This is a genomic window from Amycolatopsis sp. cg13, from assembly GCF_041346965.1.
Lineage (GTDB): Bacteria > Actinomycetota > Actinomycetes > Mycobacteriales > Pseudonocardiaceae > Amycolatopsis.
The window spans coordinates 7,794,679-7,811,467 of the sequence record NZ_CP166848.1; the positions used below are offsets into that span (position 1 = coordinate 7,794,679).

19 protein-coding genes are annotated in these 16,789 nt (G+C 69.6%); 8 read left to right on the forward strand and 11 right to left on the reverse strand.

The features are described 5' to 3' along the window. Window positions 1-90 precede the first annotated feature (90 nt). The 4 genes from AB5I40_RS36700 to AB5I40_RS36715 form a co-directional block, all read right to left on the reverse strand. A complete protein-coding gene (locus AB5I40_RS36700) occupies window positions 91-747 on the reverse strand; it encodes an HAD family hydrolase (protein WP_370934749.1) in 657 nt (218 codons plus the stop codon). 36 nt (window positions 748-783) lie between these two features. Then, complete coding sequence (locus AB5I40_RS36705; RefSeq protein ID WP_370934750.1) at window positions 784-1,584, reverse strand: alpha/beta fold hydrolase; 801 nt, start codon at window positions 1,582-1,584, stop codon at window positions 784-786. A 120-nt stretch (window positions 1,585-1,704) separates the two neighbouring features. Next, entirely contained in the window at window positions 1,705-2,835 is a 1,131-nt protein-coding gene (locus tag AB5I40_RS36710) for a metallophosphoesterase (protein ID WP_370934751.1), read from the reverse strand. 233 nt (window positions 2,836-3,068) lie between these two features. After that, window positions 3,069-3,482 carry a DUF1992 domain-containing protein gene (locus tag AB5I40_RS36715; RefSeq protein WP_370934752.1) on the reverse strand — a complete coding sequence of 138 codons (414 nt, stop codon included), beginning with the start codon at window positions 3,480-3,482 and terminating at the stop codon, window positions 3,069-3,071. A gap of 120 nt (window positions 3,483-3,602) precedes the next feature. On the opposite strand from AB5I40_RS36715, the gene AB5I40_RS36720 reads away from it, so the two are divergent. Next, complete coding sequence (locus AB5I40_RS36720; protein WP_370934753.1) at window positions 3,603-4,406, forward strand: TetR/AcrR family transcriptional regulator C-terminal domain-containing protein; 804 nt, start codon at window positions 3,603-3,605, stop codon at window positions 4,404-4,406. Between the two features lie 2 nt (window positions 4,407-4,408). Here AB5I40_RS36720 and AB5I40_RS36725 read toward each other — a convergent pair whose 3' ends face one another. The 4 genes from AB5I40_RS36725 to AB5I40_RS36740 all read right to left on the reverse strand — a co-directional run bounded on the left by AB5I40_RS36725 (window position 4,409) and on the right by AB5I40_RS36740 (window position 8,053). Further along, complete coding sequence (locus AB5I40_RS36725; protein WP_370934754.1) at window positions 4,409-4,570, reverse strand: hypothetical protein; 162 nt, start codon at window positions 4,568-4,570, stop codon at window positions 4,409-4,411. Window positions 4,571-4,719: 149 nt separating this feature from the next. After that, the gene (locus AB5I40_RS36730; protein ID WP_370934755.1) at window positions 4,720-5,634 is read right to left on the reverse strand and encodes an SDR family NAD(P)-dependent oxidoreductase; all 915 of its coding nucleotides are present in this window, start codon (window positions 5,632-5,634) and stop codon (window positions 4,720-4,722) included. Window positions 5,635-5,689: 55 nt separating this feature from the next. Next, the gene (locus AB5I40_RS36735; RefSeq protein ID WP_370934756.1) at window positions 5,690-6,868 is read right to left on the reverse strand and encodes a lytic murein transglycosylase; all 1,179 of its coding nucleotides are present in this window, start codon (window positions 6,866-6,868) and stop codon (window positions 5,690-5,692) included. A gap of 219 nt (window positions 6,869-7,087) precedes the next feature. After that, a complete protein-coding gene (locus tag AB5I40_RS36740; RefSeq protein WP_370934757.1) occupies window positions 7,088-8,053 on the reverse strand; it encodes a helix-turn-helix domain-containing protein in 966 nt (321 codons plus the stop codon). 51 nt (window positions 8,054-8,104) lie between these two features. Between AB5I40_RS36740 and AB5I40_RS36745 the strand changes: the two genes are divergently transcribed. From AB5I40_RS36745 to AB5I40_RS36765, 5 genes are all read left to right on the forward strand, one after another. After that, window positions 8,105-8,494 carry a cupin domain-containing protein gene (locus AB5I40_RS36745; RefSeq protein ID WP_370934758.1) on the forward strand — a complete coding sequence of 130 codons (390 nt, stop codon included), beginning with the start codon at window positions 8,105-8,107 and terminating at the stop codon, window positions 8,492-8,494. Between the two features lie 40 nt (window positions 8,495-8,534). Then, window positions 8,535-9,038, forward strand: a complete 504-nt coding sequence (locus tag AB5I40_RS36750; protein ID WP_370934759.1) for a winged helix-turn-helix transcriptional regulator — start codon at window positions 8,535-8,537, stop codon at window positions 9,036-9,038. Window positions 9,039-9,176: 138 nt separating this feature from the next. Beyond that, the gene (locus AB5I40_RS36755; RefSeq protein ID WP_370934760.1) at window positions 9,177-9,689 is read left to right on the forward strand and encodes an SRPBCC family protein; all 513 of its coding nucleotides are present in this window, start codon (window positions 9,177-9,179) and stop codon (window positions 9,687-9,689) included. Further along, entirely contained in the window at window positions 9,689-10,726 is a 1,038-nt protein-coding gene (locus AB5I40_RS36760; protein ID WP_370940688.1) for an LLM class flavin-dependent oxidoreductase, read from the forward strand. Before AB5I40_RS36755 ends, AB5I40_RS36760 begins: the two co-directional genes overlap by 1 nt. An 86-nt stretch (window positions 10,727-10,812) precedes the next feature. Beyond that, complete coding sequence (locus tag AB5I40_RS36765) at window positions 10,813-11,358, forward strand: dihydrofolate reductase family protein (RefSeq protein ID WP_370934761.1); 546 nt, start codon at window positions 10,813-10,815, stop codon at window positions 11,356-11,358. 67 nt (window positions 11,359-11,425) lie between these two features. Here AB5I40_RS36765 and AB5I40_RS36770 read toward each other — a convergent pair whose 3' ends face one another. Continuing rightward, window positions 11,426-12,640, reverse strand: a complete 1,215-nt coding sequence (locus tag AB5I40_RS36770; protein ID WP_370934762.1) for an amidohydrolase family protein — start codon at window positions 12,638-12,640, stop codon at window positions 11,426-11,428. 101 nt (window positions 12,641-12,741) lie between these two features. Between AB5I40_RS36770 and AB5I40_RS36775 the strand changes: the two genes are divergently transcribed. After that, window positions 12,742-13,188, forward strand: a complete 447-nt coding sequence (locus AB5I40_RS36775; protein ID WP_370934763.1) for a MarR family winged helix-turn-helix transcriptional regulator — start codon at window positions 12,742-12,744, stop codon at window positions 13,186-13,188. A 65-nt stretch (window positions 13,189-13,253) separates the two neighbouring features. Here the strand turns inward: AB5I40_RS36775 and AB5I40_RS36780 are convergent, their stop codons facing one another. Both AB5I40_RS36780 and AB5I40_RS36785 read right to left on the reverse strand, forming a co-directional pair. Next, window positions 13,254-14,780 (reverse strand): AMP-binding protein, encoded by a 1,527-nt coding sequence (locus tag AB5I40_RS36780; protein WP_370934764.1) that lies wholly within the window; start codon window positions 14,778-14,780, stop codon window positions 13,254-13,256. A gap of 328 nt (window positions 14,781-15,108) precedes the next feature. Then, window positions 15,109-15,927: a LuxR C-terminal-related transcriptional regulator gene (locus tag AB5I40_RS36785; protein WP_370934765.1), complete on the reverse strand. Its 819-nt coding sequence runs from the start codon at window positions 15,925-15,927 to the stop codon at window positions 15,109-15,111. Between the two features lie 93 nt (window positions 15,928-16,020). On the opposite strand from AB5I40_RS36785, the gene AB5I40_RS36790 reads away from it, so the two are divergent. Next, on the forward strand, window positions 16,021-16,776 hold the full coding sequence (locus AB5I40_RS36790; RefSeq protein ID WP_370934766.1) for a hypothetical protein: 756 nt from the start codon (window positions 16,021-16,023) through the stop codon (window positions 16,774-16,776). The last annotated feature ends 13 nt before the right edge of the window (window positions 16,777-16,789 follow it).

The window sequence follows — 16,789 nt, forward strand, 5'->3', positions numbered from 1 at the left end:
GCTAGCGCCCCAATGTGGCGTTGGGTGCATGTGACGCACCGAATGCCGCATTGGGTGCGTGGGATGCACCGAATGCCGCATTGGGGTCGCTCACGTACCGAATTGCTGCAGTAGCGCGCTCAGCGAGGTGGTGGTGAAGGTGGGGAGGACTAGGTCTGCTTTGGCGAAGTCCAGTGTTGCGGTGATGGGGTTTGGCACCGCGATGGTGATGATTCCGGCTGCTTTTGCCGCGCTTACGCCGTGGGGCGAGTCTTCGAAGGCCAGTGCTTCTTCCGCGGTTACGCCTAGGGTGCGCAGGGCTGCCAGGTAGGTGTCTGGGTCAGGTTTGGGTTTGTGGCGGTCGCCCGTTTCTACTGCGGTGAAGCGGGATGCCAGGCCTAGGCGTTCTAACTGGCCGTGCACCCAGGTTCCGGATGAGCTGGAGGCGACGCCCAGTGCCAGACCACGGCGGGCGGCCTCGTCCAGGTAGTCGAGTACGCCTTCGCGTGGGCCGTCTTCGGCCAGGAGTTCGTGTACTCGGGCGCGCATTGCCGGGCGCAGGGTTTCCGGGTCGACGTCTTCGACTTGTTCGGCTAGCAGCTTGAACATCGTCGCCGCGGTGTTCTGGGTGCCGATGACTGTGTGCCAGACATCCAGGGGCAGTTCGACTCCGTGTCCGGCGAACATTTCTTGCCAGGAGCGCAGTACCGCGGCTTCCGTGTCGGCCAGGGTGCCGTCGAAATCGAAGATCAATGCTCGCGTAGCCACGTTTCGCAGCTTGCCTCACCTGGCCCGCGGGCGGGGTCAGTTCGTGGCGAAGAACTCCGCCAACACCGGTGCCAGGGCGGCGGTTTTCACCAGGTGCGTCTGGCCGGGGAGGGTGCGGTAGTCGGCGTTGGGCAGCTGGCTGGCTGCTGCCGCGACGCCGTTGCGCATCCACTCGGGACTCTTGCCGCCGTCGAGGATCAGGGTGGGGGCGGTGATTCCGGACCAGCGGTTTTCCGGGAGGGGGCGGCCGGCCTGGTTGTCGTCCATGACCTGGGCGTCGTAGGCGAGGGTGTGGGCGACGCGTTTCATGCGCGGCCAGGCTGGCATCAGGCGCATCATCGTGACCATCAGGGCGGGCAGTCCTACGCCTTCGACCATGAAGGTCTTGATCGCGTCGCCTGGTTTTCCGGCGGACACGGCTGCTTCCAGCTTCGCCTGGTAGTCGGCGGGGACTCGCTTGCGGGTGCTGTCGACGACGAAGGGCGGTTCGTAGACCGCGACCTTCTTGACGGGCACGCCGCGGTGGGCGGCTTCCAGCACCAGGGCTGCGCCGGAGGAGATGCCGTAGAGGCCGATCTCGCCGCCGGCTTCCTTGGCCAGTGCGGCGATGTCTTCGATTTCGCGCTCGACGTCGTACGGGCTCGCGTCGCCGCTTTCGCCCCGGCCGCGGCGGTCAAAAGTGTAGACGGTGAAGCGGTCGGAGAGGGCCTTGGCGAGGTCGTCGTTCGGGGTCGAGGTGCGGTAGCAGAGTGCGCCGTCGACGAGGACCAGCGCGGGGCCGGAGCCGATGCGGGAGTAGGCGATCTGGGTGCCGTCGGCGGACGTGACGGTGGGCATGGGGTTCCTCCTCGGGGTGGTGCCGTTGAGGAGAACTCTCGCATCCGACGAGTGCGATTGTCAAGACAAAAAAATTGTTCGGTGGGATGGGGTGCTGTCGGTGCGGGCGTGGGGTTGGGGTCAGGCGCTGCGCAGGGTGAGCAAGGCGATCTCGTTGGGGGCGAAGACCCGGAAGGGCGGGCCCCAGAAGCCGGAGCCGCGGCTGTTGTACAGCTGGGTCGGGCCGTGCCGGGTGAGGCCCGACAGGGTGGGCTGGTCCAGGCGGACCAGGAGGTGGAAGGGCCAGATCTGGCCGCCGTGGGTGTGGCCGGAGATCTGCAGGTCGACGTTTTCCTCGCGGGCCTGGGCGACCTGTTTGGGCTGGTGGGCGAGCAGAACGACGGGGACGTCGGGATCGGAGCCGTCGAGGGCGGCGGCCAGGTCGGGGCCGTGGCCGGGGAGGCCCGAGGCGGCTCCGGTGGGGTCGTCGATGCCGGCGAAGAGCAGGCGGGCGCCGTCGCGTTCGATCAGGGTCGAGCGGTTGTGCAGGGTGTCCCAGCCGAGGCTCGCCATGTGGTCGAGCCAGGCCTGGGCTTCGCCGAAGTACTCGTGGTTGCCGGTGATGTAGAACCGGCCGAGCGGAGCCTGGACGCCGCCGAGCGGGTCGACCTGCTTGCGCCGCATGGCGACGGACCCGTCGGCGAGATCCCCGGCGTGGCAGACGACGTCGGGCTGCAATCGGTTCAACTCGGCGACCAGGCGTTCGGACCAGCGGGTGCGGTCAAGCGGGCCGTAGTGGGTGTCGGTGATGACCGCGACGCGCAACCCGTCGAGCCCGGCGCCGAGCTTCGGCAGCACGACATCGACCGCCTTCACCGGCGGTATCCGCATGGCGATCCGGTTCCCGCTGACGAGCAGCACGGCGGCGACGGCGAGCGTGACCCCGGCGACGATCCGCGGCCGCGCGGGATCGTCCACTCCGGACACCAGCAGGACGAGCCGCAGCACGTGCGTGAGGACGGTCCAGGTGAACAGCACCCAGACGATGCCAAGCGTGACGTCCCCGACCCGCGCGGCGGCGTCGCTCTGCTTCGGACCGTGCCCGAGGACCATGAGCACCGGAAAACTCAGCGCTGCGACACCGAAAACGACCGTCCCGGCGACGGTCCCCGCGACCGGCCAATCCGGCAGCAACACGAGTACCGACCACGGCTCGCCGAACAGCACAAGCACCGCGGCGACCACGAAGGCAACCCGACGAACTCCAACCACGGTCCTCTTCCCTTCGCCCAGGTGCTACCCAGCGTAGCCGCAGCCGGGAGTGGGTGGCGGGGCGTGAAGGGGAGGGGCGAGCCGGATGTTCTGGGTGGAGTGGTCGCTACTGGTGCGGTGAGGCGGAAGCCGTGGGCTCCCGGGAAGTGGCCGCGGCGGGTACGGCCCGGTGGCGCCAACGCGGCGACTGGCAAGCGTCTCCGGCGGCATCGCCCGAATTCAGCTCGCGTGGCTCAGGACTCGCCGCGCCCCGCACGCCAGCTCGCCACCGTTTCCTCCACGTCCAGCGGCCGAGCCCGCAGCACCGGGCCGTCCTGGGGCATCGCGTGGGTCTTGCGGATGCGGTCGTTCAGGTCTTCGACGATCTCCCGCACCTTGCGTTCGGAGTGGATTTTCGCCAGTTTCCCCGGCAGGTCTTGGATTTCGCGCGGGATGGCGAGCGACGGCGGCAGGAACGCGGCCACGTCGAGGTCGCCTTCGCGAGCGCGGCGGATCGCCCAGTCGGTCGCCGCGTCGCGGCCGGTCGGGGGCGGCAGGGGTTTTCCGGTTCCTGGCAGGTCTTCGAAGTCGCCGCGGGTTTCGGCCGCGGCGATTTGCCGGTCGACCCACGTGCCGTACGACACGCCCGGTGGTTTGCGTTCCGTCACGGGAACCACCTCCCTCGCTGCCCAGCGTAGCGGCCCGCGAGCCGCCGCGGAGGGGACGAAGGTCCTGAAACGGCAGGTAAGATCCCACGCTGATGCGTACGAAGGCCGGGAGGGGACGCGATGATCGTCGAGCACGAGGGCGACGGTCCCGAGGCCGCGCGCGAGGAGGTCGCGCGCACGCTCGCCCTGTTGTGGCGCGACCGTACGGGCGCCCCGGAACCCTCGTCCCGCGGCAGGCGGCCGACGCTCACCATCGAACGGATCATCGTGGCGGCCATCGCGGTCGCGGATGCCGAGGGCCTTGTCGCGACGTCGATGCACCGCGTGGCCAAGGAACTCGGGGCGGGCACGATGACGCTCTACACCTACGTTCCCGGCAAAACCGAACTGATCGACCTCATGGTGGACACCGTTCTCCTCGAACGGAATCTCCCCGGCCCGGGCGAACCCCGGCCGGAGGACTGGCGTGCGCAGGTCCGCGTTTACGCCGACCGGACACGCGACATTTACCGTCGGCATCCGTGGCTCCGCGAGCGGTCTCGGGTGCGGCCCGCGCTCGGTCCGGGGCAGCTGGCCGGTCAGGAATATCTGTTGTCCATTATGGACGGACTGGGCTTGCCCGCGCGTGAAGTCGTTGCGGCGGCTAGTTCTGTCGCCGGATATGTGGACGCGAACGCGGCGGCCGAGGCGGAGAGTGTCCACTTGGAACAGACCACGGGACAGTCCAATGACGCGTGGTGGGGGCAGCGTTCTTCTTTCTGGTACACGTTTTTCGACGTCGAGTCCCATCCGGCGATGAACCGGACCTGGCTCGCGGGCGGTTTCGACCAGCCTTCCGGGAAGCAGGCGTCGGACGCGTCGGAGTTCGGCTTGGACCGGCTGCTCGACGGGATCGCCGACCGGATCGACCAGGTCGGCGAATAGACTCAACCGCGAGCGACCGAGCCTGGTGCGCACCGCCGGGAGCTGGCCCGCTCGCGGCGCGGGCCCGAATCGGCGAGACGCGGGGGCAATGCGTCCATGTCGTCGATTCTGGCTTTCGCGGCCTTGTCCGTGGTCTTGGTCGTCATCCCGGGTCCCGCGGTCATGCTGGTCTGCTGACCCGCTCAGCGACTTGTCCAACCCCAAGACCGTCATCGTCTTCACCAGCGTCATCCCGCACTTCCTCCACCCGGCGCGCGACCTGCCGACACCCTCGTCCTCGGGGTGGCGTTACGGGTGAGCAGGGCGGGTCGAGTCAGGAACCCCCGAGTGCGAACCGGATTCCGGTCGCTTCCTCGGAAAGCGTCCACAACCGACGGCCCCGCACCACATCCCGGGAAGCGCCCATAGCCGTCCCCAATCGGGGTCGGCCCACTCCGCCGAAAGCTGGACCGTAGCAGGAACCGCCGGTCGCAGCTGGGTCGATCGCGGCCCGGACCGCGGGCCACGCGCCGTGATCCTTGCCGTGCGTGTAGGGCGCGAGCAGCCGCATCACCGGCACCGGCTTGGTGATTCCCGGTCGAGCGGGGCTGGTCCGCTCAAGACTGAACCCGGGGTGCGCGAGGATCGCCCGCACCGGCGAACCCGCCGCACGCAGGCGTCGGTCGAGTTCCATCGCGAACGATTGCACGGCGTGCTTCGACAGCGCGTACGCACGGAAGTCCGAATACTTGCTTGAGCTCTGCAGATCGTCGATGTGATACGGATACATCCGGGTGATCAGGCTGCCTGCCAGCACTACCCGCGCGGACGAGGCGGTCAGGACCGGCATCGCCAGCGCGGTGAGCGCGAAGTGGCCGAAGTGATTGGTGCCGACCGCCAGCTCCAGGCCCTGTCGCGTGGTCCGGCGCACGGGCCCGGGCGCGGTGATGCCCGCGTTCTCGATCAACGCGTCCACCCGGTCGAGACGGCCGAGCGCCTCGACGGCCGCCGGGATCGTGTCCAGGTCGGCGAGGTCCAGCGGGATCGTGCTCAACGAAGCCGAACCGACCCGCGTGCGCACCATCTCGACAGCCGCGCGCAGCCGCGAAGGGTCACGGCCCAGCAGGGCGACGTGTGCTCCGGCGGCGGCCAGTTGCTCGGTGACGAAGTAGCCGATTCCGGCGTTGCCCCCGGTCACCGCGTACACGCGACCGGCGAGGCCGGGCAAGTTCCGGGGATTCCACGCCACGATCGCCCCCAACAGTCCGGTTTCCGGGTCGGTCCGGACTATACGAACGCCGCGGTCAGTGCGTCGGCACGGCCTCCGTGGTGGTGCTGGAAGTCGTGGTCGACGTGGCCGGGTTCGCCGGGGCGGAGCTGGACGGCGTCGTGCTCGTCGGGGTGGTCGGCGTCGTCGGCGTGCTGCTTGTGGGCGTGGTGCTGGACGGCGTGGTCGGCGGCGTGCTGCTCGGCTTCGCGGGAGTGCTGCTGCTCGGCGCGGTGCTGCTGCCGGGGAGCTGCGTCGGCGTGCCGGGCTGGTTCGGCGTGGCAGGCTGCGCCGGGGCGACCGGCGGCGGGACGGGCGGTGCGACGTCGCCCGCCGGGCTGCCCGCGGCGGCCTCGACGGCGCCGGGGCCGGGCGGGGCTCCGATCGGGACCTTGCTGTCCGGCAGGTTCGAGACGCCGCTGCGGTAGCCGTTCGCGTATGCCATGACAGTGTCCACATAGGACTGCGAGTTGTTGTACCGGCGCACCGCGAGGCGCTGATTGGCGTCGGTGGAGAGGTCCAGACCTCCCGAGCACAGGTAGCGCGCGGTGGCGAGCGTCTCGTCGTAGATGTTGTTCGGGTCGGAAATCCCGTCGCCGTTGCCGTCGGAGGCGTACGACGCCCAGGTCGACGGGATGAACTGGGTCGGGCCGACCGCGCGGTCCCACACCGGGTCGCCGTCGTAGCGGCCGTGGTCGGTGTCGCGGATCGCGGCGAATCCGCCGGCACCGTCGAGGACCGGGCCGAGAATGCGTTCGAGGGTGTTGCCGCGGGCGTCGACGTAGCCGCCGCGCGCGTGGTTCGACTCGACCCGCCCGATGGCCGCGATCAGCGCCCAGTCGAGGTGGCAGCCGGGCTGTTCGCGGGCCATGATGTCGGCCGCGTTGCGGTAGGCGCGCAGCATGCTGTCCGGGATGCCGAGCGGGCCGGCGGTGGTGGCCGAGCCGGGGCCGTTCGGGTAGCCGGGGACGCCGAGCGCCTGCGGGACCGGCGGCTGCGGGAGGCTGCCGTCGACGCCGATCGGCGGGAGCGTGATGCCGGGCGGCAGGCCGGGGGAGTTCGGCGCGGCCTGGGCGGCAGACGGCGGTTCCGCGGCGCGCAACGCCACCGGGATGCCGGACGACGTCACCGTCGGCAGCACCACGAGCGCGCCTCCGGCGAGGGCGGCGAAAGCCCGGCTCCGGGCGTTCCGTCCCTCCAGGCGGCGTCTGGCCATGCGTGTCTCCCCGTTCGTTCGGCCGGTCTGCGGCCAAGCTAGCGGATCTGTGCGCGATCCGGTGAGGGGTCGCCGGAATTCTGTCCGTTCCGGCCAACTTTCGTTCGTCTGGCATAAAACCTTCGGCGGGTTCCGGTCATCGGGGCTTAACCGGGATTTTGCTGAATAGGCCGAATGGAGTAATCCGTTCGTCGGGTCCACAGTGGACCGCGGGGCGTTTTACGCCGCCGGGCCGAATCGTTTCCGGTATTCCGACGGCGACAGCCCGGTGTGCCTGCGCAGCTGCAGCCGGAGGTTCGCGCCGGTGCCCAGCCCGGTGCGGGCGGCGATGCGGTCCAGACCATGTTCGCCGCGCTCGATGAGGCGGCGGGCCAGCGTGACGCGTTCGGCGGTGAGCCAGGCGAGCGGCGTCGTGCCCAGTTCGGCGCGGAACCGGCGGTGCAGGGTCGCGGCGCTGGTCGCCGCGCGCGCGGCGAGGTCGGCGACGGCGAGCGACTGGTCGAGGTGCTGGCGCGCCCATTCCAGGATCGGTGCAAGCGAGGCGTCCGGAATCTCCGGCATCGGGCGTTCCACGAACTGTTGCTGGCCGCCTTCGCGATGTCCGGTGAAAACGAGGCGACGGCTCACCGCGTTGGCGATTTCCGCGCCGTGATCACGCTGGATTACATACAGCGACAGATCGAGCGCGGCGGCGCTTCCGGCGGCGGTGAAAACTGTGCCGTCCTCGACGAAAAGAACGTCCGGCTCCAGGCGGACCAGCGGGTAGCGCGCGGTGAACGCCTCGGCCCACTGCCAGTGCGTGGTGGCGCGGCGATCGTCGAGCACGCCGGCCTGAGCCAGGGTGAACGCGCCGGTGCAGAAGCTCATCAGCCGCGCGCCGCGGGCGTCCGCGCGCTGGATCGCGGCGATGATCTCCGGGTCGGCGGGCGTCTGCGGATCCGGTCGGTTCGGGACGATCACGGTGTCCGCGGCGTCGATTGCCTCGAGGCCGGCGACGTCGGCGAGGGTGAAGAAGCCGAGGTGCATCCGAGCTTGCCCGCCGGGTGCCGCGAGCGCGAAGTCGTACCACGGCACCGGCAGTTCCGGCCGGCGCAAGCCGAACAGCTCCGTCGCGACGCCCATCTCGAACGGGTTAGAGCCGTCGCCGACGATCATCACGACGCGGTGCGAGGATCCTTTCGGCATGTGCGATTCCTAGCACTCCCGGCCGCCGGAAACCAGGCCCAAGATCGAACTATGCCAACTCAACCCCTCGACCTGCGGGCGGTGTTCGCCGGATTCGACGCTCCGTGGAGCCCGCGGATCGTCGCCAACGTCAACGACTACGACATCCGTCTCGCCCGGTTCGCCGGCGAGCACGTGTGGCACAAGCACGACAACACCGACGAGTTCTTCCTCGTCCTCGACGGCGCCATCGAGATCGGCCTGCGCGAAGCGGACGGCGAACGGACCGTGACGCTGACGCGCGAGCAGGGGTTCGTGGTCCCGCGCGGCACGTTCCACAAGCCGTCTTCACAGGAGGGCGCGGTGGTGCTGCTCGTGGAGCCCGCCGGGACGCTTTCGGTCGGCGACGAGCACGAGGAAGTGCCCGACACTGTCGACGTGACCGTCGGGCATCGCGTCTGACCTGCTGGGTTGCACCGTGGGACGGCGTATCCTCGCCGTCATGAAACGCACTTCCTTCGCGCAGTGGCCGTGCTCGATCGCTCGGACCATGGACCTGCTCGGGGACTGGTGGACGCCGCTGGTGCTGCGGGACGCGTTCTACGGCGTCCGCCGCTTCGACGAGTTCCAGCAGGCGCTCGGCATCGCGCGCAACACCCTCGCCGACCGGCTGCGCAGGCTGGTCGACGAGGGGTTGCTGGAGAAGCGCGCCTACCAGGCCGAGCCGGTGCGCTACGACTACGTGCTCACCGAGAAGGGCCGCGATTTCTGGAGTGTCTTGGCCGCGATGACGGCCTGGGGCGACCGGTGGCTGGCCACCGAAGCGGGCCCGCCGATCGTGCTGCACCACGACGCCTGCGGGCACGACACGACCGCGAGAGTCGTGTGTGCGGACTGCGGCGAGCCGCTGTCCGCGGACGACACCCGGATGCGGCGCGGACCGGGCTTCCCCGAACGCCTGGCGCAACGCCCCGACGTCCAGGCGAGGTTCGCGCCCCAGGAATAGCGGTACGTGAGGGGAACCCTGAGGGAATCAGATTCCCTCAGGGTTCCCCTCACGGCTTTTCGGCCTCCGTGGTGATTGACAGGGTCAGTCTTGTTACGCAACTATGCTGGTCGAGACGCCAACGGAGGAGGACTCGCCATGGAGTGGACCGGCGCGCGGTACGCGGACACCCCGACCGTGCAGGTGGACGCGTGGATCGACGGCTCGCCCGAGCAGGTCTGGCGGTTCGCCTCGGACGTCGTGCTCATGCCGGAGCTGAGCGGCGAACTGCAGGCGGTCCAGTGGTGCGACGAGGGCTCGGAACCGGCGCTCGGCCGGTCCTTCGTCGGGCGCAACCACCACAAGATGCGCGGCGACTGGGAAACCACGTCCTACATCGTCGAATGCGAGGAGCCGCGCGTTTTCGCCTGGGCGGTCAGCGATCCGGCCAATCCGACCGCGGTCTGGCGGTTCACCCTCGCCCCGGAGAACGGCGGCACCCGGCTCACGCAGTGGGCGCAGATGGGGCCGGGGCCGTCCGGGGTGACCGAGGTGATCGCGCGGATGCCGGAGAAGGAACAGAAGATCGTGCACGTCCGGCTGAGCGAGTTCGAGGCCTCGATGACCGCCACGCTCGGCGCGATCAAGGACCGCGTGGAGGCCGCCGGATGATGCGCGCGGCCACCACCGTCGAGGCGTCGTCCGGCTGGCCCGGCACCCGGGATTTCGTGCTGGAGGCGGAAAAACTGGGTCTCGACGAATGCTGGGTGGCCGAGGCGTGGGGCTCGGACGCGCCGTCGGTGCTCGGCTACCTCGCCGCGCGCACGGACAAGATCCGGCTCGGCTCCGGCATCATGCAGCTCGGCGTGCGCACGCCGGTCGCGCTCGCGCAGGCCGCGCTCACGCTTGCCGAGATGTCCGATGGACGGTTCGCGCTGGGCCTCGGTCCGTCGGGTCCGCAGGTGATCGAGGGGCTGCACGGGGTGCCGTTCGCGCGGCCGTTGACCCGGATGCGCGAGACGGTGCAGATCATCCGCAGCGCGTTCGCCGGGGAGAAGATCTCCTTCGCTGGCAAGGCTTTCCAGATCCCGTTGCCCGGCGAGTCCCGCCCGATGCGGTTGTCGACCAAGCCGAACGAGGACATCCCGATCTACCTGGCCACGCTGTCGCCTCGAATGCTGGAGCTCACCGGCGAACTCGCCGACGGCTGGCTGGGCACGAGCTTCGTCCCGGAAGGCGCCGACGCCTACTTCCGTCATCTCGACGCCGGGCTCGCGAAAGCCGGCCGGAGCCGCGGCGATCTTGTGGTGTGCCAAGGCGCGGAGGTCGCGTTCGCGTCCGATGAGGACGAACTGCGGACCATGGTCGCCGGGCGCAAGAAGGAACTGGCCTTTTCGCTGGGCGGCATGGGTTCGGCGAGCACGAACTTCTACCACGACGCCTACAGCAGGCAAGGCTGGGCCGAGGTCGCCGCTGAGGTGCGGGAACGCTGGCAGTCCGGCGATCGCGACGGCGCGGCCGGGCTGGTGACCGACGAGATGGTGCTCGCGACGACGCTGATCGGCACCGAGGACATGGTCCGCGCGCGGCTGAAGGTGTGGCGCGCCGCCGGGGTCGACACGGTCCGGCTGTATCCGGCGGGCGACACCTTGGAAAACCGGCTCGCGACGCTCGGCCGGGCACTCGAGTTGGTAACGGAAGTGCCCTGACAGACCAAGCATTGGGCCAACCGGCTGCGTCGGCGGGTCCGGTTGCGCCATAGTGTCGGCGATCCCGAACACCAAGGAGTCGCTCGATGCGCAAGATCGTGTCCACCTTGTTCGTCTCGCTCGACGGCGTTGTCGAGGCGCCGGACCAGTGGTCGCTCTCGTACTGGAACGACGAGCTCGAACACGCGGTGGGCGACGGCATGGCGGACGCCGACGCGATGTTGCTGGGTCGCGTGACCTACGAGGGCTTCGCCGAGGCGTGGCCAGGCCGCACCGACGACCCGGGCGCGGAGTTCATGAACAGCGTGCCGAAGTACGTCGCGTCCACCACCCTGACCGCGGCGGACTGGCACAACACGACGCTCCTGCGCGGCGACCTCGGCGAGGCGATCGCGGAACTGAAGTCCAGCGCGGGCGGCGACATCATGACCAGCGGGAGCACGACGCTGGTGCGGTGGCTCCTGTCGCACGGGCTGGTGGACGAGCTGACCCTGCTGCAGTACCCGGTGGTGGTCGGCAAGGGACGGCGGCTGTTCCCGGCGGAGGGGCCGCAGCTGGACTTCCGGCTGGCGGACACGACCGCGTTCCGCAACGGGGTGCTGCGGTTGGTTTACCAGCCTGCCGACGACTGACTATCCAAAGAGGACGGTCAGTGGCCCCGAATCCCGGCTCGCTGAACAGGATTCGGGGCACCTGCGGTCAATCCGCCAGGCGGGCGCCGCGACGCCAGATGGCGCGGGTGTTGAGCGTGTCGCTGATGTCGCGGGTCGGGTCGCCGTCGACCAGCAGAAGGTCGGCGCGGAGTCCCTCGGCGACGCGGCCTCGGTCGCTGAGCCGGAAGCGGCGGGCAGTGGTCGCGGTGGCTGCTCGCAAGGCGCGCTCGGGTGTGAGACCGGCTTCGACGAGGTACTGCAGTTCGTGGTGCAGGCTCGCTCCGTGTGCGAGGCCTCCGAAGAACGTCTCGGGCATGGAGACATCGGTGCCCGCCAGCACGTCGACACCGGCGGCGTCGAGCGCGCGCACGGTGTCGTACACGTCTTCGAGCTTGCCCTGCGGGTAGCGGTTGTAGCTGGAGCGCAGGGTTTCTTCCCACTTGTCGTCGAGGCGGGCGGCGACTCGGAGGTCGTCAGCGAGCGCGCTGCCGGTGATGCCCATCAGCGAGGCGTTGAGGCTGATGCAGGGAACGACGAACATGCCCGCGTCCTTGACGAGGCTGATGATCTCGTCGGTGTGCGGCTGGTCCATGAAGACGTGGGCGAGACCGTCGATGCCCGCCTCGACGGCCATCTTGGTCGCTTCCACGGTGAGCGCGTGAGCCACGGTGAGCGCGCCGTACTTCTTGGCTTCCGCGACCCCGGCGTTCACCGTGGCCTGGTCGAGACACGGCAGACCGGGGTGCCCCTCGATGCTGCCGTCGTCGATCATGAATTTGATGAAGTCTGAGCCTCTGGCGAGGAGCTGGGGGACGAACGCGGCCGCTTCCTCGGGCGTGGTGGAGAACGGCATCACCGGCATCACCGGCGGGAGGTCCCACTTCGGCCGGAATCCTTCGGGCATCAGCTCGCTGGGGTGACCGCCGGGCGGGGTGATGCCGAAACCGGCGGACCGCACGTCGGCGACGGTGTCGTCGTCGGTGATGTGGCCCCGGTTCTCCCGGGTGTTCATCCCCTGCATCTCCAGTTCGGTGGTCACCCCGAACCGCAGGGCCAGCGCCAGCGAGCCCGGTGCGGAGTGCACGTGGGCGTCGATGAGCCCCGGGAGCAGGGTCGCGCCGGTGCCGTCGACGGTTTCGCTGCCCTGGGGGATCTCGCCGCCGACCTGGGCGATCCGCGTGCCGTCGAGGACGACGGTCCGCACGCCGAGGGACTTCTCCCCGTCGAAGACCCGGGCGTTGGCGATGGCGGTGAGCGTCATGGTGGTTCGTCTCGATTCCTTGCATCGGGTATTTACATACCTAATGCTATGTACTTGCCCTGAGGTATGCAAATGGGCAGGTGCGGCCTAGGATCAAGCGCATGAGCGGCTCTCCCGACCCCGTACTGGACCAGATCGGCCCAGCGCTGTCCCGGCTGCGGCGGCGCACTCCGGCGTCGAACAAGGATTTGTCGCGCAATCTCGTGCTCAACGTGATCGCCGACGCGCCCGACGAGACGACGGTCGGCGGGCTCGCCGTCGAGATGGGTGTCGCGCAGCCGGTGGCCAGCCGGACTGTCGCCGCGTGCATCGCCGACGGCTTGCTGCGGCGGGCGGCGTCGCAGGCCGATGGACGTCGTACGGTGCTCGAACTCACCGAGCATGGCGAGGCTGAGCGGAAACGTTTCGCCGTCGAGCAGCGAAAAGCGTTCGAGGAGATCACGGCTGCTTGGTCGGCGGAGGAGCGGGCTCAGTTCGCGCGACTGTTGACCCGGTATGGCGCTGATGCTGCGGAGTGGTCGAGGAAACAGGCGGCGAGCGGGGGCTGACGGGGCCGTCCGTCGAGGCGGCGCAGTGCTCCTTCGGGCGCGGTACGAAGGAGCACTGCACAAGCTCAGTTCACCTGCCGGTCCTGCCCCTCCCAAAACGGCTGCCGCAGCTTGAACTTCTGGATCTTCCCCGTCGCCGTCCGCGGCAGTTCCTCCAGGAACTCCACGCGCTTCGGGCACTTGTACCCGGCCAGGTGCTGGCGGCAGTGCGTGATCAGCTCGTCCGCCGTCACCTCGCTGCCGTCGGTCACCACGAGGGCGGTGACCAGCTCGCCCCATTTCTCGTCCGGGATGCCGATCACCGCGGCTTCCCGGACGGCCGGGTGCGAGCTCAGCGCGTCTTCCACCTCGATCGACGACACGTTCTCGCCGCCGGTGATGATGACGTCCTTCTTGCGGTCGGCGATGGTCAGGTAGCCGTCGGCGAAGGTGCCGCCGTCGCCGGTGTGGAACCAGTTGCCTTCCTGGACCCGGGCGGTCTCGTCCGGGTTTTCCCAGTAGCCGTCGAGGTTGTGGTTGCTTTGAGTGAGGACTTCGCCGTCGGTGTCGATCGTGACGCGGACGCCGAGGGCCGGGGCGCCGGCGCGGCCGAGGAGCTTCGCCTGCTCGTGCGGGTCCAGGTCGGCCCATTCGCTGCGGAAGCGGTTGACCGTGACCAGCGGCGACGTCTCGGTCAGGCCGTAGATCTGGATGAATTCCCAGCCGAGTTCCGCGCGCACGCGTTCGATGGTCCGGGTCGGCGGCGGCGCGCCGGCCACCACGATCCGGACTCGGTCGCGGCCGGGGATTTCGCCGTCCCAGGAGGCTGCGCCGTCCAGCGCGGCGGTGACGACGGCGGGGGCGGCGCACATGATCGTCACGCCGTGTTCCTGCACGCGGCGCAGGATTTCGGTGCCGTCCACCTTGCGCAGCACGATGTGCCGTCCGCCGAGGCCGGTGACCGCGTACGGCATTCCCCAGCCGTTCGCGTGGAACATCGGCAGGGTGTGCAGCAGGACGTCGTTGTCGCTGAGCGTGGTGTGCAGGCCGAAAGTCGTTGCGTTGAGCCACAAATTGCGGTGCGTGAGCTGGACGCCCTTCGGCCGCGCGGTGGTGCCGGAGGTGTAGTTGATCGTGGCGGTCGCGGATTCGTCGGCGTCCCACGGCCGCGGTTCGGCGTCGCCGCCCCAGATTTTGTCGTCGTCCTCGCCCAGGATGAACACGTGCTTCGCGGTTACGCTGTCCAGCAACGGTTTCAGCTCGGGGTCGATCATCAGGACCTCGGCGCCGGAATGCTCGACGATGTACCGGACCTCGGCGGCGGCGAGGCGGAAATTCACCGGCACCAGGACGCGGCCCCAGCCGGAGACGCCGAAGAACGACGTCAGCAGCCGCGCGGAGTTGTGCGAGACGATGGCGACCCGGCCGCCGGCGGGAACGCCGAGCGCGTCGAGGTTCGCCGCCTGCGCGCGGGCGCGGCGGGCGAGTTCGCGGTAGGGCACCGAGCCCCAGGACTCCGCGGGCTGGGCTGGTTCGTCCACCACCGCGATCCGGTCCGGGTACACCGTTTCGGCGCGGTCGAGGAAGTCGCGGACACTCAGGTCATAGAACACGTGGCGATCCCTTCGCGTCTGCGGGCCGCACTGCCCGCGCGGGTGATTTTCGCTCGCCGGACCGGGTCTGGCCACCCCACATGGAGGGTGCGTCCGATGTGGACTGGAACGAGCCAGCGGGTGCCTTGGTCATCGGTGCCCGCCCACGTGCGGTGGCCGCCCGAAGGTCCGACGCCCAGGGAAACTGGACGGCTCTCGAGCAGGACGCACGGGGTCGAACGGAGAAAGTCCCCGGCGCTGCACTGACTCGCCTCGGCAGCGTGCGTTCAGAAGTACTGCATAACCTCGGCAGAACTGCGGGTACTTCGGGATCGGACATCGCCGCGTCCTAGCGCAGGAGCCCGGCGGCGCGAGCCCGGTTCACCGCCTGCACCCGGTTCGACACCGCCAGCTTCCGCATCGCGTGCTTGAGATACGACTTGACCGTATTGGGCAGCAGGCCGAGCCGGTCTGAGATCTCGTCGTTCGTGCAGCCCTCGCTGACCAGTCGCAGCACGTCGACCTCGCGCGGGGTCAGCGCGACGCCGGGCAGGTCGAGCTCCGGGCGCAGCCGTTCGCACACCGCGAGCAGCCGCTGCCGGGCGCTTTCGTCCTGGATCGAACCGGCGATGGCGGTCAGCTCGGCGTGCAGGTCGCCGCGTTCGGCCGCCGGGACGACCGGCGGCGCGGCCAGCCGTCGCTGTACTTCCTCTTCGACCTCGATGTCACGTCCCAACCGAGTCGCCACCGCGGTCGCCGCGTGCAACAGCCGGTCGCCGAACGTGATCGAATCCCGCGACGCCGCATACAACACCGCGCGCGTGGTCTCGCCGACGCGCACCGGCAGCGCCACCATCGCGCGCAGCCGTTCAGGTGCGACCGCGTGGTCGTATTTGTGCGTGATGCCCTGTGCGTTGAGATAGTCGACGACCGTTGACGGCCGCGCCAGCGCCACCGCTTTGCCGCCGAGCCCGGCCCCGGTGTCGACCTGGATGTGCTGCATCGACCGGGTGGCGGTGCCGCGGAGCTGGTCGATGACGTGCGAACGGGAAGCCGCCGACACCGGTCCGCCCATCGCGACCGGCAGCTCGGTGGCGATTTGCAGTGCTTTGAGCGCGCCGGCGACCAGGGGGCTGGCCGTCAGCGCGAGCCGGCCCGGAGGCGTCATGGGCACCGTCCCGCTTCACTCGACCTTGATGGGTGGACGTCCACGTTACGCGTTGCGTCGCGTTCGGACTACTCGTGTGGTTCGGTGGCACACGTGGCAACCACGGATTTCGATACCGTCGCCGACCGGCTCTACGCAGGTGAGCCGGCCGACTTCGTCGCGGAGCGCACCGCGGCCGCCCGCGCGGCGAAGGAAGCGGGCGACGTCGAGCTGGCGCGCCGGATCCGCGCGCTGCGCAAGCCCACTGCGGCCGCGGCGTACGTCAACCGCCTGGCGCGCGACGGTTCCGCCCCGCTGTCCGAGCTGGCCTCGATCGGCGAGAAGCTGCGCGACGCGCACGAGCAGCTCGACGGCTCCCGGCTCCGCGAACTGGCGCATCAGCGGGCAGAGCTGGTGCAGCGGATCGTGCGGGACGCGTCCGGCTTGAGCGATTCCGTCGAGCGCGAGGTGGAGGAAACGCTGGAGGCGATCGTCGCGGACGCCGACGTCGCCCGCCTGGCGCTGGCCGGACGGCTGACGTCGAAGGCCCGCCAGGACGCCGACCGCTGGCTGTCGCTGCCGACGAATCCCGCGCCCGCCAAGAAGACCCGGCAGTCCGAAAAGGACCGTCGAGCCGAGGAAGAGGCCCGGGTCCGCGCACTGGAACGGCGCCAGGCGGTACGGGCGCGGGCGGAAGCCGAACGGAATCTGCAGCGCGCGGAGCGGACGGCCGAGCAAGCCGACGAACGGGTGACCGAATTGCGGGAACGGCTCGCCGAGGCGGAGCAACGCGCCGCGCGGGCGGCCGACGAGTTGACCAAGGCGCAGAAGACTTTCGAGGAAGCCGACGATGCGGTTCAGCGGTCCTGAGGACGCAGGTACG